Annotated in this window: 16 protein-coding genes; 4 read left to right on the forward strand and 12 right to left on the reverse strand. The window is 70.0% G+C overall.

Going from position 1 to position 14,209, the window contains the following annotated elements; translation table 11 throughout:
• Positions 1 to 56: 56 nt before the first annotated feature.
• Positions 57 to 770, reverse strand: a complete 714-nt coding sequence (locus CG740_RS38365) for a hypothetical protein (RefSeq protein ID WP_100579959.1) — start codon at positions 768 to 770, stop codon at positions 57 to 59.
• Between the two features lie 309 nt (positions 771 to 1,079).
• Here CG740_RS38365 and gcl point away from each other — a divergent pair, with 309 nt between their 5' ends.
• Complete coding sequence (gene gcl, locus CG740_RS38370; protein WP_100579960.1) at positions 1,080 to 2,870, forward strand: glyoxylate carboligase; 1,791 nt, start codon at positions 1,080 to 1,082, stop codon at positions 2,868 to 2,870.
• Between the two features lie 147 nt (positions 2,871 to 3,017).
• Here gcl and CG740_RS38375 read toward each other — a convergent pair whose 3' ends face one another.
• Positions 3,018 to 3,809: an ArsR/SmtB family transcription factor gene (locus CG740_RS38375; protein WP_100579961.1), complete on the reverse strand. Its 792-nt coding sequence runs from the start codon at positions 3,807 to 3,809 to the stop codon at positions 3,018 to 3,020.
• Positions 3,810 to 4,038: 229 nt separating this feature from the next.
• Here CG740_RS38375 and CG740_RS38380 point away from each other — a divergent pair, with 229 nt between their 5' ends.
• Positions 4,039 to 4,260 (forward strand): hypothetical protein, encoded by a 222-nt coding sequence (locus CG740_RS38380; protein ID WP_100579962.1) that lies wholly within the window; start codon positions 4,039 to 4,041, stop codon positions 4,258 to 4,260.
• A gap of 223 nt (positions 4,261 to 4,483) precedes the next feature.
• Here CG740_RS38380 and CG740_RS38385 read toward each other — a convergent pair whose 3' ends face one another.
• The 7 genes from CG740_RS38385 to CG740_RS38415 all read right to left on the reverse strand — a co-directional run bounded on the left by CG740_RS38385 (position 4,484) and on the right by CG740_RS38415 (position 8,547).
• Positions 4,484 to 5,155, reverse strand: a complete 672-nt coding sequence (locus tag CG740_RS38385; protein WP_199846708.1) for an HAD family hydrolase — start codon at positions 5,153 to 5,155, stop codon at positions 4,484 to 4,486.
• A 46-nt stretch (positions 5,156 to 5,201) separates the two neighbouring features.
• A complete protein-coding gene (locus CG740_RS38390) occupies positions 5,202 to 5,408 on the reverse strand; it encodes a hypothetical protein (protein ID WP_100579963.1) in 207 nt (68 codons plus the stop codon).
• 214 nt (positions 5,409 to 5,622) lie between these two features.
• A complete protein-coding gene (locus tag CG740_RS38395) occupies positions 5,623 to 6,063 on the reverse strand; it encodes a hypothetical protein (RefSeq protein WP_100579964.1) in 441 nt (146 codons plus the stop codon).
• Between the two features lie 870 nt (positions 6,064 to 6,933).
• Positions 6,934 to 7,389, reverse strand: a complete 456-nt coding sequence (locus CG740_RS38405) for a hypothetical protein (RefSeq protein ID WP_100580002.1) — start codon at positions 7,387 to 7,389, stop codon at positions 6,934 to 6,936.
• Positions 7,390 to 7,481: 92 nt separating this feature from the next.
• Complete coding sequence (locus CG740_RS40125; RefSeq protein ID WP_159030552.1) at positions 7,482 to 7,661, reverse strand: hypothetical protein; 180 nt, start codon at positions 7,659 to 7,661, stop codon at positions 7,482 to 7,484.
• A complete protein-coding gene (locus CG740_RS38410; RefSeq protein WP_100579965.1) occupies positions 7,658 to 8,152 on the reverse strand; it encodes a hypothetical protein in 495 nt (164 codons plus the stop codon). The genes CG740_RS40125 and CG740_RS38410 overlap by 4 nt, the downstream gene beginning before the upstream one ends.
• Positions 8,149 to 8,547, reverse strand: a complete 399-nt coding sequence (locus tag CG740_RS38415; protein ID WP_234376747.1) for a hypothetical protein — start codon at positions 8,545 to 8,547, stop codon at positions 8,149 to 8,151. Before CG740_RS38415 ends, CG740_RS38410 begins: the two co-directional genes overlap by 4 nt.
• Positions 8,548 to 8,738: 191 nt before the next feature.
• Between CG740_RS38415 and CG740_RS38420 the strand changes: the two genes are divergently transcribed.
• Positions 8,739 to 9,989: a transcriptional regulator gene (locus tag CG740_RS38420; protein ID WP_100579966.1), complete on the forward strand. Its 1,251-nt coding sequence runs from the start codon at positions 8,739 to 8,741 to the stop codon at positions 9,987 to 9,989.
• On the opposite strand, the gene CG740_RS38425 is transcribed toward CG740_RS38420, so the two are convergent.
• On the reverse strand, positions 9,973 to 10,635 hold the full coding sequence (locus tag CG740_RS38425) for an HAD family hydrolase (RefSeq protein WP_100579967.1): 663 nt from the start codon (positions 10,633 to 10,635) through the stop codon (positions 9,973 to 9,975). The two genes, CG740_RS38420 and CG740_RS38425, sit on opposite strands and share 17 nt — an antisense overlap.
• Positions 10,636 to 10,685: 50 nt before the next feature.
• Here CG740_RS38425 and CG740_RS40635 point away from each other — a divergent pair, with 50 nt between their 5' ends.
• Positions 10,686 to 10,862, forward strand: a complete 177-nt coding sequence (locus tag CG740_RS40635; RefSeq protein WP_199846709.1) for a hypothetical protein — start codon at positions 10,686 to 10,688, stop codon at positions 10,860 to 10,862.
• 767 nt (positions 10,863 to 11,629) lie between these two features.
• Here the strand turns inward: CG740_RS40635 and CG740_RS38430 are convergent.
• Entirely contained in the window at positions 11,630 to 13,087 is a 1,458-nt protein-coding gene (locus CG740_RS38430) for a catalase (protein WP_100579968.1), read from the reverse strand.
• Positions 13,088 to 13,275: 188 nt separating this feature from the next.
• Positions 13,276 to 14,166 carry a 2-hydroxy-3-oxopropionate reductase gene (locus tag CG740_RS38435; protein WP_100579969.1) on the reverse strand — a complete coding sequence of 297 codons (891 nt, stop codon included), beginning with the start codon at positions 14,164 to 14,166 and terminating at the stop codon, positions 13,276 to 13,278.
• Between the last annotated feature and the right edge of the window lie 43 nt (positions 14,167 to 14,209).

Here is a 14,209-nt window from a genome sequence, read left to right on the forward strand (position 1 = left end):
GTTCATGTCGACGCACCACGAACGGAGCAACGAACCATCGACTTTACGGACACGGCCTAGGCGCCCGTCGAGACCAGATCCCGGGCCGCGCCGTTCACCGGCTGCGGCGTGCCCGTGAGGTCCAGGACGAACAGCGGGACGTGCAGCTCGTCGGCGCGGCGGCGGGCGTCCGGCGCGTATCCCGCGAGCGAGAAGTGGACGCTGCGGGCCGGGATGGTCATGGCGTGCAGCCACAGGCATTCGACGGCCTTGAGCGAGGCCGGCCGGGTCGTGGGGTCCACCTGGGCCACCAGACCCCGTCCGCGCAGGTCGATGCCGGAGGCCGGGGGCGGCTCGGCGTGCAGGACGTCGCCGAAGCCGAGCCAGGTCAGATAGAGCCCGGCCGCGGTCACCGCGTCGCGCGCGGTACGGATCGTGAGCGGCCGGAACGCCGCACGGACCGGCACCCCCGCGGGGCGGCCGGTCCGTGCCCCCCGCTCCGCGGCCGTCGGTCCGGGCGGCGCCGTGACCGGGCGGACCGGCACTCTCAGGACCGTCCCGCAGGAGCAGCCGAGCTCGGGCTGCGGCCACTGGCTCTGGCGCCCGCACGCCCGGCAGCGCACGGTGACCCAGGTGTCCGTCCAGGTGCGATGGGTGATCGGCAAGGGTGCGGCGCCGCGCTGGATCGGCGGCGCGAGCGGGGCTCCGCAGGCGCAGGGGTAGGCCGGCGGCACATAGACGTGATCGCGCCGACAGGCGGGGCACCGCAGCGGCACGCCGTCCCCGTTCACCGGCCCCCACCTCTCTGACGACGCGGCCCGCGCGAGGGCCGCCGTGCGGGGTCACCGCACGGCTCGCGCTCCACGCCGGGCGGAGTCCCCGGTGGCTCTTCCAGGGGCTCCGCCGTCCATGGTCCATCAACCGCGTCCGCGGTGTGGCCGATTCGCGCATCCCGGCCCTCCCTTGACGCGCTGGCGAAGCCGTCCTACATTGCTTCCACATAGCAGAATGAAACTTCCGCATTACGGAATTCGGTTTGAAGGTGGCGCGGCCAGGCGGCGCGCCCGAGCCGATTTCGCCGGCCGAAGCAGGAGCACCCCATGCCTCGTATGACCGCTGCCCGAGCGGCAGTTGAGATCCTCAAGCTCGAAGGCGTCAGCCACGCCTTCGGCGTGCCGGGCGCGGCGATCAACCCCTTCTACCGGGCGCTCAAGGAGGGCGGTGGCATCGACCACACGCTCGCCCGCCACGTCGAAGGCGCCTCCCACATGGCGGAGGGATACACGCGCTCCAACCCGGGCAACATCGGGGTCTGCATCGGCACGTCGGGCCCCGCGGGCACCGACATGATCACCGGTCTGTACTCCGCGATCGGCGACTCGATCCCGATCCTCTGCATCACCGGCCAGGCCCCGGTCGCGGTGATCCACAAGGAGGACTTCCAGGCGGTCGACATCGCCTCGATCGCGGCTCCGGTCACCAAGGCCGCGACGACCGTCCTGGAGGCCGCGCAGGTCCCCGGCGTCTTCCAGCAGGCCTTCCACCTGATGCGCTCCGGCCGCCCCGGCCCGGTCCTCATCGACCTGCCGATCGACGTCCAGCTCACCGAGATCGACTTCGACCCGGAGACCTACCAGCCGCTCCCGGTCTACAAGCCGGCCGCCAGCCGGGCCCAGATCGAGAAGGCCATCGGCTTCCTCCTGGAGTCCGAGCGCCCGCTGATCGTCGCCGGTGGCGGCATCATCAACGCGGACGCCTCCGACCTGCTGGTCGAGTTCGCCGAGATCACCAACACTCCGGTCATCCCCACCCTCATGGGCTGGGGCGCCATCGCGGACGACCACGAGCTGAACGCCGGCATGGTGGGCCTCCAGACCTCGCACCGCTACGGCAACGCGACGTTCCTGGAGTCGGACTTCGTCCTGGGCATCGGCAACCGCTGGGCCAACCGCCACACCGGTTACAAGCTCGACGTCTACACCCAGGGCCGCAAGTTCGTCCACGTCGACATCGAGCCCACCCAGATCGGCAAGATCTTCGCGCCGGACTACGGAATCGCCTCCGACGCCAAGGCCGCCCTGGAGCTCTTCGTCGAGGTCGCCAAGGAGCTGAAGGCCGCCGGCAAGCTGCCCGACCGCTCGGCCTGGGTCGCATCCCACCTGGAGCGCAAGTCCACGCTCCAGCGCCGCACCCACTTCGACAACGTGCCGATGAAGCCGCAGCGGGTCTACGAGGAGATGAACAAGGCCTTCGGCCCGGAGACGCGCTACGTCACCACCATCGGCCTCTCGCAGATCGCCGGCGCGCAGATGCTGCACGTCTACAAGCCGCGCAACTGGATCAACTGCGGCCAGGCCGGCCCGCTCGGCTGGACCATCCCGGCCGCGCTCGGTGCCGCGACCGCCGACCCCGAGGTCCCGGTCGTCGCCCTGTCCGGCGACTACGACTTCCAGTTCATGCTGGAGGAGCTGGCGGTCGGCGCGCAGCACAAGATCCCGTACGTCCACGTTCTCGTGAACAACGCCTACCTGGGCCTGATCCGTCAGGCGCAGATCGGCCTGGACATCAACTTCCAGGTCAACCTGGAGTTCGAGAACATCAACTCCCCGGAGCTGGGCGTCTACGGCGTCGACCACGTCAAGGTCGTCGAGGGCCTGGGCTGCAAGGCCATCCGGGTCACCGAGCCGGACCAGCTGCTGCCCGCGTTCGAGGAGGCCAAGAAGCTGGCCGCCGAGTTCCGTGTCCCGGTCGTCGTCGAGGCGATCCTGGAGCGGATCACGAACATCTCGATGAGCCGCACCAACGACATCAGCGACATCAGCGAGTTCGAGGAGCTGGCCACCGAGCCGGGCCACGCCCCGACCGCGATCCGCCCCCTGACGGCTTCCTGAGCCGCGGCTCCCGGGGTCAGGGCCTTCGGGCCGGGACCCCGGAGCCACCCATGAAACGGTCCGGCCTCCGTTCCCCCGCACTGGGGAGCGGAGGCCGGACGTGCGACCTGACGCCTTCCCGCCCGCCCGTGCCGCCCGACCGTACGGCTACCGCGCCTCGCGCTCGACCAGAGTCTTGAGCGTGGAGAGGATCATCACCCAGCCGTCGCTGACCCCCTTGAGCATCTCGCTCTCCGCGCTTTCGAATCCGTCGTGCGTGATGGTCAGCTTCACGCCGAGGGAGGCCGGATCGGCGGGCAGGATGTCGAAGGCGACCTGGGACTGCTCGGTGCGCGCGCTCTCGAACTCCTCCTCGCTGTCGAAGAGTTGACGGTGCATCGGCTGCAATCGATGCCAGGTGTACGCCAGCTTGCGGCCCGGCACCGCCTCTATCACCGCCTGGCCCAGATCCTCGTACGCCCCCTCCGGACCCATCTTCCACAGCACCGGCGAGCCCACCCGCCAGTCGGACCTGGGCCCCCAGCCGCCGAAGTACCGCTGGGCGAACTCGGCGTCGGTCAGGGCCTCGTAGAGGCGCTCGGGGGTGGTCTCGATATAGATCTCGTAGACGAACTCGGCCTTGTCCATGAGGGGTTTCTCCTCCAGGCTCCGCTTCCATCGGGCGGGCCGGTTGGGCCCGCCGCTCTCGTACTGGCCGATCCAGCGCTCCGACAGCTCCCGGATCGGGGCCGGGTCGAGGTAGTGGAACTTCTCCCGGCCGCCCCGCACCGAGGTGACCAGACGGGCCGCCTCAAGGACCGCGAGGTGCTTGCTGACCGCCTGCCGCGACATGGCGAGCCCCTCGCACAGCTCCCGGAGCGTCTGCCCGTTCCGCGTCCGGAGCCGGTCGAGCAGGCGTCGCCGGCTGGTGTCGGCCAGCGCCCTGAAGACGTCGTCCACGCGCACCTCCGGAGGGCTTCCCGGGACGCCCGGCAGTTCTCGTGCGCCGATGGGGGGTCGTCGGTGGCATACCTCGGCAACCACACTGGCAACCCCGTGGTTGCGTGTCAATTCATGACGATTTTCGCACCGGGAGGCGTTCTGGTGCACGGAGATATCGGATCGATTCCCCATCGTCACCCGGCGGGCCTGCCCTTCGGGCCCTTTCGCGGCGCATACTGGGGTGACGATGACGAAGCCATCCGCGCCCCGGCGCCACCTGCCCACCAGCCCCTTCAAAGCCCCGGACGCCCCGGCGGCCAAGCACTTCGTCCTAGGAGACCGGGTCACACACGACCAGTTCGGCCTGGGCACCATCATTGGGGTCGAGGACGGCGTCGCGATGCTCGTCGACTTCGGCTCCCGCCAGGCCCGAATCGTGAGTCCGTATACCCGCATGGACAAGCTCTAGACCTCGCCCCCAGGGGAGAGCCCCGGGCCGGACCGCACACGCGGTCCGGCCCGGGGGCGTGTCCGAGCCCCCTTGGGCACCCGCGCGAACCCTCCTGCGGGCTGCCCGTCCGGGTGAATCCCGCGCGAGGCTCCGAGGGGGGCGTACGGGGAACCGCCGCGCGCCGCTCGGCCGTGCGCGGGCCGGGGCGACCGGTCCCGCCGCCTCGCCATTCGTACCGGCCCTAGGAGCCCGGCGAGTCGGTGTCCGATGCCTCGTCGGCGACGATGGACGCCAGCTGGGTGAGGGAATCGATCCGCCAGTCCGCCGCCGCGACGACCTTCGGGTCGTCCGCCCACCAGTGTCCCCACGGCCCGCGCCGCAGATGGGCGACGCGCAGTCCCGCCGCCTTGGCGGGGAACAGGTCGTTCACGGGATGGTCGCCGACGTACACGGTCCGGTGCGGCGCCGACCCGGCCGCCTCCAACACCCGTTCGTAGAAGCCGGGCCGGGGCTTGTCGACGCCCCACTCGTCGGAGGTCGCCACCAGGTCGGCGGGCAGGTCGAGGCCCCGCAGCAGCTCGCCGGCCCGGACGGTCTGGTTCCCGGCGACGACGACGCGGACACCGAGCTTGCGCAGCCCGCCCAGGGCGGGCCGCACATCGTCGTACAGGTCGGTCTCGTCGAGGTGTTCACCCCGCCCCGAGGCCTCCCGCGCCAGATGGGCCTCGCGCACGTCCATGCCGGGCTTGAGCATGCGCAGGGCGTCCGCCGCGTCGCCGCCCTGGGTGACGACCGCGCCGACGAGCGCGGCGAGCGTGTGCCGCGGGACGCCGATCCAGTCGGCCCAGGACGCCCAGTAGCGGTCGTCGCGCACCAGTGTTTCGCCTATGTCGAGGACGATGGTCTCAATCATCGAGGCCGATCCTAGGCGCTCGACCGGACATATCGGTCCGACGCCACTACAGCGCGGACTGGAATGCGGAAGCGGACGGCACGGTGTCGGCGGTCAGGGTGACGCGGCGGAGGGCCTCAGGGGTGCGGCCGGCGTGCTGGGCGGCGGCCCGGGCGGCGAGTCCTCTGCGGCGGTGGCCGACCGGGAGCGCCGCGACAACGGGCTGGGCGTCGACAAGGGGCAGGGCGGCGGCGGACACAAGTTTCGTGGTCATGCCTCATTGTGCATGGCGCCGCACTGTGCTGCCGCCCGTTTGACGAGGGCTCAACTGGGTTGTAGAGGCGGAAGGTTGGGGCGCCCCGACGCGGCGGGCGGGGGCCGGGGTGCGACGGCGAGGCCACCGGGCGCGGGGAGGTGCGCGGCCGGGGTGCGCGGCCGGGGTGCGGGGAGGTGCGCGGCCCGGGTGCGCGGCCCGGGTGCGCCGGGTCTCACCTCACTTCGGCGGTCACCTTCCAGGGCACGACGACCGTGGGGCATACGCGTCCGGGGTCCGGGCGGCAGGAGCGGGCGGCGGTCAGCGTGGTGACGCCCTGTTTCTCCGCGTGGAACACGGCTTGGGCGCCGCCTCCCGGTGACGCGCCGCCGACGGTCCGCCGCAGCGTGTCGGCGTCCTTGGCCTGCGGAACGCTCCAGGCATGGGTGAGCCCCTGGGAGCGCGCCCCCGTGAGCCTGACCTCCACGTCGTCACCGGCCGCCAGGACAACGCTCCGGCCGTCGTCGGCGTTCGTCAGCACCACGCGCTTGGCCGCGGCCCGCGCCGGCGCGAGGTGCGGTTGCGCGGCGGCGGGCGCGGCGACGGTGACGAGGGCCGCCGCCCCCAGCCCCCAAGCCAGCGGCAGAGCAAGGCGTTTGGACGACTCGGTCTTCAAGACCCCTCCGGGGGTGGTCGTTCGGAACGGGCGGCACCGTGGGGTGAGCCCCGGGGACCAGACTGAGCCCACCGGCACGCCCGGCATCCGCGGCTCGCGACGGAATACCCCGAAGTGGTGACGCGGTCGCTCTCCCCGGGGGTGCCCGGGTGCGGTCGGGCGCTCAAAGATCAAGGCCCCACCCGTACCAACCGGGTGGGGCCTTGATCATCGGGCGCTCGGTTCGGGACCGTAACTAGATTTTTTTGACCCCTTTGTGACCTGCGGTTATGCCGAAAACGCTGACATCGCGGTGCAGTTCGATGACGTCCAATGACGCCCGAAGCCCCCGACTGCGGACCGCTGTTCCCGTGGGAACACGGCGGATTGGCGGTGCCCAGGCGCCCCAACGCATGAGTGCGAATCGGCCTGTTCGCGCACATGGGAACATGCCGGTGCCACCGCCGTTCGGCAGGGGCACCGTTGGCCACTCCCGTTCGTCTGGGGGGGCTGGACCAAGAGGGCCGCTCTATGGGGGATCTGTGGCTGATACCCACCTATCGAGCAGGGTCACGCGAGCCCCGTCCTCGACACCCTCGTCCTCATCGCCGACGCGATCGGCGTCCCACTCGCAGACCTCGTGAGGCAGTAGGAATCCCCGGCCACACCGAGTGGGCGCTAGTGGCCGGGGCAGATGATCGTCAGGCTTCGGACCTCGGTACGAGGAAGCCCCGAACAGGACTCGGCTCTTCGTCCTGCGTCCGTCGCCAGCTCCTGGCTGGACGGCGATCCGGCTGGGCGCGTCGCCAGTCCTCGACGAGCTCGGCGTACCGAGGGTCCGTCCACTCCTGATTGTCCATGCCTACCTCCTGCCGCACAGCGTAGGGGGTGTCAGCCCTTGGGCTTGGGGATGATGACGATCGGACCGCCGTCGTCGGAGTGCTGGCACTTGGCAGCCACCGAGACGAGTTCTGCGTCGGGCGCGCCCCACAGATCGGTGTCCACGCTGTACCCGGCGCTCTCGATCGCGGCGATGGTCCGCGCCAGAACGGCCGAGTCGAAGCGGCCCGGGTCGGGGCGTTCGGGGGTGTGGTGGACGAATCCGCCGAGTAGTGCGCAGAGGTTCTGGTAGAGGCCGGTGTGCAGGATCAGGGCGTGCCAGCCTTCGTCGACGACGCGGCTCGGTACCATGCCGCGGCCGCCGCGTGCGGATGCAGCCGCGACGAATGCGAGCGCGTCGGTGAGGATGCGGGACGCGAGGTCGGGCTCCATGCCCGGGTTGTTGTCGAGGATCGTCGCTCGGACCTCGTTGAACTGAGCGTCGGAGAGAAGGGTTCGTGCTGTCATCTGGTGCACGTGATGCCTCCGTTGGTTGAGGGGAGGTGCTTGGCCCCGTCCCGGCCACGGTCCTGCCAGGCAGTTTCAGCTGGGGCGGGGAGTCAGTGCTTGCCGTCGTGGCAGGAGCAGGCGCAGCGCAGAACCTCTATGGCGACGGCATTCGGCGATGGCCGTACCTCGAACGGGCCGGGGCAGAGTAGGTGTCCGTCGCGCCAGAAGAGGGTGCGGGCCTCGCGGCACTCCGGGGTGACGTAGGCGCTGGGTGTCTGTGTCTGGCTCATGCCTCGGCCATCTTGCTGAGCACGGCCGTACCCGTCTCGACCAAGTCGAGCACGCGGATCGGATCACACAGGGCGCCCGGCCTGGCCATGGGGACGAACCAGTAGCTCGCGAGCTCGTCGGGCTGGTCGTCGCCTACCCGCGGCACGCCGAGGAAGCAGCCGAGGCCGAGGTACTCGGCGTGCGGGCCAAGGACGTGCCCGGGTGGAGAGGCGGGGACCAGGGCGTAGAACCGGCGGCTGTGCGGAGCGTGGATGACGGGGCCGCCCAGGGCGCCTAGTACGGCGGATGGCGTCGTCATGGCCGGCGCGCGTACCGCCACCGCGCACACCAGCTGATCCGCCAGCCGCACAGCGGCGAACCGCCGGCCGAGTGCGAGGCCGGCAACTGTGGTCTGCGCCCACTGACGGTGGGCGTTGCCGGGAGTGTTGAGGCTCTCGGCCAGCCAGGTAGCGACAGATTCTCTCTGGGTGCCATCGGCTGTGGTGCTCACGACGCCTCCTGCTTCGCGCTCCTGGCACGCGTTCCCGTGTCGAGCGCGTCCTCAAGGGCGGCGCAGAGCCGCAGGCTCGGTGTGCCAGTTCGTGTCACCCGGGCAGATCCGCCAGTGGGGCCCGGCCCCTGCGTCCGACGGGCAGGGGGGACGGTGAGTGAACTGCCGCGGGCCAGGAGCCGGGTGCTCTGTCCGTCCCAGTCGTGGCCCGCGCCGGACGGGAGGAACCAGTACGGGCCGTGCCCGTCGTCGATGGCGGCACCGGATCGGGGTCCGATGATGTCGAGAGCAGTGAGGCCGAGGACACGAGGCACGCGGACCGCGTCCCAGTCGACGCCCGCGGCATGGAGTGCACACCCACCTACGGCGGGCGGCCCTGTCGGAATGGTGTCCATCGGTTTGGCTCCTCGCTTCGTCCCCTGTCCGGGCGAGAGACCAGAGTGGCCCCGGATCCGGGTCAACACGAGGACTTTTAAGGGGCTTTCGCGCTCACGAAAGCGGACCTTCGTGAACTCATCCGGGTGAGACCTAGCCATCAACCGGACCTGTGACGACACTGAAGGCACCAACGCACCGGAGGTGAACCGTGCCGCGCTCCGCCGGCAACACACGACTCCGAGCCGCCCGCGTGGCAGCCGGATACAACTCACAGCAAGCCCTCGCCGATGCCCTCACCAAGCTCGGCCTGTCGGTCGGCACCCGCCAGCTGCGACGCTGGGAATCGACCAACCCGCCCTGGCCACACCCGGATTGCCAACGCGCGCTCACGCGCCTCCTGGGCCAGGACATGCAGGCACTCGGCTTCACTCCGCCCGACGGACGCGACGAGGCGCGCCCCGATCCCTCGCGGCGCGTAGTCGTCGGCGGCGCGATCGCCGCGCTCGGCCTCGCCACCGTTCCGGCGCAGGCGCAGGCGGCCATGCAACCGGCCACCGTGGCAGCCGACTTCGCTGCCGTCACTCGGTCGCACCGCCGTATGTACTGGTCCGTTGCCCCTGCTGAACTGCACCCGTCGGTACTCGCTCATGCCCGGCTCGGCTGCGCCCTGCTCGCCGAGACGGCGGGGGACACCCGCAGGGCGGTAGCCGTGGCGCTCGCCGAGAGCTACCTCCTTGCCGGACGCGTCGAGTTCTTCGACCTGCGTGCCCCGGACTCCGCCGACTCCACCCTCCTGCGCGCACTCCAGGCAGCGGGGGAGGCAGACGATCCGCTCCTCGGCGCTGCCGTCCTAGCGCACACTGCGTTCATCCCCGGGTGGGCAGGCGAGCGAGAGAAAGCCGTCGAGCGGATGATCGCAGCGAGGACCTACGCGCGGCGCGGCCCGGCCAGCGCGGAACTCCTGGCCTGGCTGGACGCGGTCGAGGCGGAGTGCGAGACCCTGTGCGGGAACACGCGGACCGCGCTGCACCTCATCGGCCACGGCGAGGACGTACTTACGGCCGGATCGGAGCACGCGTCGCCGGACTGGCTGGACTGGTTCAGTGCCGCCCGTCTTGCCGCGTTCAAGGGCAACACCCAGTTGAAAGCCGGGCACGTGCCGCAGGCCCGCGAGACGCTCACCCGAGTCCTGGAAGACCTGCCGCCGGAGTCGGACAAGCAGCGCACCGTGATCCTCGGTGACCTCGCGGCGGTGGAGGCTGCGGCCGGCCGGCCTGAGGAGGCGTGCCGGTATGCGGGCCTGGCCCTCGACCAGCTCGGGATCACCTGGTACGCCACGGGCATGGACCGGATCCGTGAGGTGCGGCGCACGCTGGCTCCGCACCAGCACGAGCAGTGCGTCCGCGACCTCGACGACAAGCTGTACGGGTGGACGACGACGGTCAGCGCTCTGCGTTGAACTTCGCGATCAACTCGGGGAGTTCGGTGAGCCTGTAGACGCGCATCGTCGGCAGGCTCTTCGCTTCCTCGGTGTTCCACTGGATCGTGGCCCACGGCCCGCGCCGAATGAGCGCGGTGTGCATGCCCGCCAGCTTGCCGGGGCGGAGGTCGTTGTCGACGCGGTCACCGACGTACAAGATCTCGTCGGTGGTGAACGGCACGACCGCGGCCACGCGGTGGAAGAACTCGATGTCGGGCTTGCTGGCGCCCCAGTCGTCCGAGGTGCCGATCAGGTCAACGTCCTCGGTGAAAAGGTCCCGGAGGATGCCGCCCGCGCGTACGGTCTGGTTCCCGGCGATGCCAAGCCACAGGCCGTCGGCGCGGAGCTGCGCGAGCGCGAGCCGGACGTCTGGGTAAAGGTCGGTCTCGTCGAAGTGCTCTGGCCGGCCGGCGTCCGCGCGCGCCTGGCGCTGCTCGTACAGGTCGAAGCCGGGCCGGAACTCCTGGAACACCTCGCGGTAGTCGCGCCCTTGGGCGATGACGGCGCCGAACATGGCGGCGAAGGTGTGGCGGGGTACGCCGAGCCAGTCGGCCCATGTGCCGTACTCGCGGGTCTCGTCTACGAGGCACTCACCTACGTCGAATACCACTGCGCGAATCGTCATGGCCGGATCCTAGGCGGTGGCGGGCGGGGGCTGCTCGGTAGCCTTGGCCTATGCCTCCGACTCCTGCCGACCGTGGCCCCGCACGGCCTGCCTCGGTGATCAATGACGAGATGCGGGAGCTCGCGGCGCGGGGGCCGTGGACGGATGCCGAGCGCGCGGAGTACGAGCGGCTGCTTGTCGAGTGGGCAGCGGCGGTAAGGGCCCGGGGCGCGGCCGGGGCGGCTTAGAACCCCTAACGGAATGCGGGTTGGCTCGGGATGCTGCTGCCGACGGTACGCGTGGAGTCACCATGACAGGATCCAGCTGTGACATGCCATGTGTGTGGACACGAGATGCGGCAGGCAGCGGCAGCGGAACCGCGAATGGCGTGCGACTTGCGAGTCAAGGAGCGGTGGTTCTGCTCCTGGTGCTACGTATGGAACGAGCTGGAACACGATCCTGGTGAGGTTTCCCGGCCGCAGCACCAGCCCGTGTACGGGCGCTGGGAGCGGGCAGACTCGCCGTCGCTGCCTCAGAACGTCGCCCACGCCTATGACACGGCCTATGCCTACACGGACTCCGATCCAGGTCCTCGATGTACTGGAGGGCCCTCCGGGCAAAGATCAAGGCCCCACCTGAACGTGCAGGTAGGGCCTTGATCATCGGGCGCTCGGTTCGGGACCGTAAACCGAACCCAGCGTCCTGGCTGTGGAGTTGTTACCGCCCGGCGGAACGAGGCTGGCGCGACAGGACGTTCGCACCGCCGGGCGGAGTACTTGGGGGAGGTTCTGGGATCGCGGCGGTGGGCGATTGGCGTGGGCGACGGGTCCCTTCCTTCAGGTCAGGAAGGGGGACGCACACACCTTGACCACCGCACTGGCATCGCCGTACCGCCGCGATCCTCAGGGTGTCCATATCCGCCGACCACCCCTCATCCGGGTCGGCGGATCGGACTGTGCAAAGAATCTGACCTCCCGTCAAATCCCTTGCACGGTCTGGAGGTTGAACCGGACGACTAGTCCTCGCGCAGGGCGCGGACGGCCTCCTCGACGCGCTTGCCGTACTCGGCGTCCGCGGCGTGGAAGTGGGCCAGGTTCTTCTCGATGACGTCGTCGCGGGAGACCTGCGACAGGCCGCCGGCGATGTTCGCGATCAGGCGCGCCTTCTCGTCGTCCGACATCAGGCGGTAGAGCTCGCCGGCCTGGAAGAAGTCGTCGTCCTTCACGTGGGCCGGGGCGGCGTGCGTGCCCGTGTAGCCGTGGATGGCCAGCGGGGCCGACAGGGCGGCGTCCGTCTGGGCCGGACCCGAGTACGAGTTGGGCTCGTAGTTCTTGTCCGTGCGGCGGCCGTTGCGGGTCGCCATCAGGCCGTCACGGCCGTAGTTGTCGACCTCGGCCGCCTTCGCGGAGTTGACCGGCAGCTGGGTGTGGTTGACGCCCAGGCGGTAGCGGTGCGCGTCCGCGTAGGCGAACAGGCGGCCCTGGAGCATCTTGTCGGGCGACGGGCCGATGCCGGGGACGAAGTTGTTCGGGGAGAAGGCCGACTGCTCGACCTCCTGGAACACGTTGTCCGGGTTGCGGTCGAGGACCAGACGGCCCACGCGCTGGAGCGGGTAGTCGCTGTGCGGCCACACCTTGGTGAGGTCGAACGGGTTGAAGCGGTAGTCCGCGGCCTCGGCGGCGGGCATGATCTGGACGTACAGCGTCCAGGACGGGTTCACGCCGCGCTCGATGGCCTGCAGCAGGTCCGTCTGGTGGCTGTTCGCGTCCTTGCCGACCTGCTCGGCGGCCTGCTCGGAGGACAGGCTGCGGACGCCCTGGTTCGTCTTGAAGTGGTACTTGACGAAGAAGGCCTCGCCCTGTGCGTTCGTCCACTGGTAGGTGTGCGAGCCGTAGCCGTTCATGTGACGGTACGAGGCCGGGATGCCGCGGTCGCCCATGAGCCAGGTGACCTGGTGGGTGGCCTCGGGGGCGTGCGCCCAGAAGTCCCAGACGTTGTCCGGCTCCTGCTTGCCCGTGAAGGGGTCGCGCTTCTGGGAGTGGATGAAGTCGGGGAACTTGATCGGGTCCTTGATGAAGAACACCGGGGTGTTGTTGCCGACGAGGTCGTAGTTGCCCTCTTCGGTGTAGAACTTCAGCGCGAAGCCGCGCGGGTCGCGGACCGCGTCCGCGCCGCCGAGCGAGTCGGCCACGGTGGAGAAGCGGATGAACGTCTCCGTGCGCTTGCCCACCTCACCGAGGAAGTCGGCCTTCGTGAAGCCGGTGACGTCGTCGGTCACCTCGAAGTAGCCGTACGCGCCGGAGCCGCGGGCGTGCACCACACGCTCCGGGATGCGCTCACGGTTGAAGCGCGCGAGCTTCTCCAGGAGGTGCTGGTCCTGAAGCAGGATGGGGCCACCGACGCCGGCGGTGGCGGAGTTCTGGTTGTCGGCGACGGGGGCGCCGGACTCGGTCGTAAGCACGCGCTTCGACATCGTGACCTTCCGTACTGGAGCTGCACCGCTGACTGTTCCGCGGTTCCGTGAGCGTAAATTCGTCCGGAACGGAACGTCAACAGTTTGTTGAAAATGAAGTGTGAGCTTCCGGGCGGCGGCGGCGCCTGGGCGCGACAGGACAGGTGTCAGCGCCGCCGCCGCCCGGAAATCTGGGGGACCCGGAAGGGTCAGACCTGCGAGCCCGAGAGGCGCTCGACGGCACGGAGGAGGGCGGAGTGGTCCAGGCCGCCGTCGCCCTGGGCGCGCAGCGAGGCCACCAGCTGGGCGACGACAGCGCCGACCGGAAGGGCGGCACCCACGTTGCGGGCGGCGTCGGTGACGATGCCCATGTCCTTGTGGTGCAGGTCGATCCGGAAGCCGGGCTTGAAGTCCCGGTTCAGGAAGTTGTCCTTCTTGCGGGTCAGCACGGTCGAGCCGGCCAGACCGCCGTTGAGGACGTCCAGGGCGGCGGCGAGGTTCACGCCGGACTTCTCAAGGAAGACGACGGCCTCGGCGCAGGCCTGGATGTTGACCGCGACGATGAGCTGGTTGGCGGCCTTCACCGTCTGGCCGGAGCCGTGCGGACCGCACAGGACGATGGTCTTGCCGAGGGCTTCCAGGATCGGCAGCGCGGCGTCGAAGTCGGCCTGCTCGCCACCCACCATGATCGACAGAACGGCCTCGATGGCGCCGGCCTCGCCACCGGAGACGGGGGCGTCCAGGACGCGCAGGCCCTTCTCGGCGGCGTTCTTCGCGAGGTCGACCGAGGTCTGCGGGGTGATCGACGACATGTCGACGATCAGCGCGCCCTTCTTCGCGTTGGCCAGGATGCCGGCCTCACCGTACGCGATGGCCTCCACCTGCGGGGACGCCGGAACCATCGTGATGATCACGTCGGCGTCCTCGACCGCCTCGGCGATCGAGCCGGCCGCGGTGCCGCCGGCCGCCGAGAGGCGGTCCAGCTTGTCCTGCTCCAGGGTGAAGCCGGTGACCGAGTAGCCGGCCTTGATCAGGTTCTCGGACATGGGGGAGCCCATGATCCCGAGGCCGACCCATGCGATCTTGGGGAGGTTGCTCATGAGGGTGCTGCCTTCCTAAAAGCTTTAATGCGTCGAGAAGTTG

It is taken from the genome of Streptomyces sp. CB01201, from assembly GCF_002803085.1.
In the GTDB taxonomy this organism is placed as follows: domain Bacteria; phylum Actinomycetota; class Actinomycetes; order Streptomycetales; family Streptomycetaceae; genus Streptomyces; species Streptomyces hundungensis.

Excerpts from the sequence above, each read along its gene's own strand:
- CG740_RS38430 (WP_100579968.1), bottom strand. The coding sequence starts at position 13,087 with ATGTCGAAGCGCGTGCTTACGACCGAGTCCGGCGCCCCCGTCGCCGAC.
- gcl (WP_100579960.1), top strand. The coding sequence starts at position 1,080 with ATGCCTCGTATGACCGCTGCCCGAGCGGCAGTTGAGATCCTCAAGCTC.
- CG740_RS38390 (WP_100579963.1), bottom strand. The coding sequence starts at position 5,408 with ATGACCACGAAACTTGTGTCCGCCGCCGCCCTGCCCCTTGTCGACGCC.
- CG740_RS38425 (WP_100579967.1), bottom strand. The coding sequence starts at position 10,635 with ATGACGATTCGCGCAGTGGTATTCGACGTAGGTGAGTGCCTCGTAGAC.
- CG740_RS38415 (WP_234376747.1), bottom strand. The coding sequence starts at position 8,547 with ATGGACACCATTCCGACAGGGCCGCCCGCCGTAGGTGGGTGTGCACTC.
- CG740_RS38405 (WP_100580002.1), bottom strand. The coding sequence starts at position 7,389 with ATGACAGCACGAACCCTTCTCTCCGACGCTCAGTTCAACGAGGTCCGA.
- CG740_RS38385 (WP_199846708.1), bottom strand. The coding sequence starts at position 5,155 with ATGATTGAGACCATCGTCCTCGACATAGGCGAAACACTGGTGCGCGAC.
- CG740_RS40125 (WP_159030552.1), bottom strand. The coding sequence starts at position 7,661 with ATGAGCCAGACACAGACACCCAGCGCCTACGTCACCCCGGAGTGCCGC.
- CG740_RS38380 (WP_100579962.1), top strand. The coding sequence starts at position 4,039 with ATGACGAAGCCATCCGCGCCCCGGCGCCACCTGCCCACCAGCCCCTTC.
- CG740_RS40635 (WP_199846709.1), top strand. The coding sequence starts at position 10,686 with ATGCCTCCGACTCCTGCCGACCGTGGCCCCGCACGGCCTGCCTCGGTG.
- CG740_RS38435 (WP_100579969.1), bottom strand. The coding sequence starts at position 14,166 with ATGAGCAACCTCCCCAAGATCGCATGGGTCGGCCTCGGGATCATGGGC.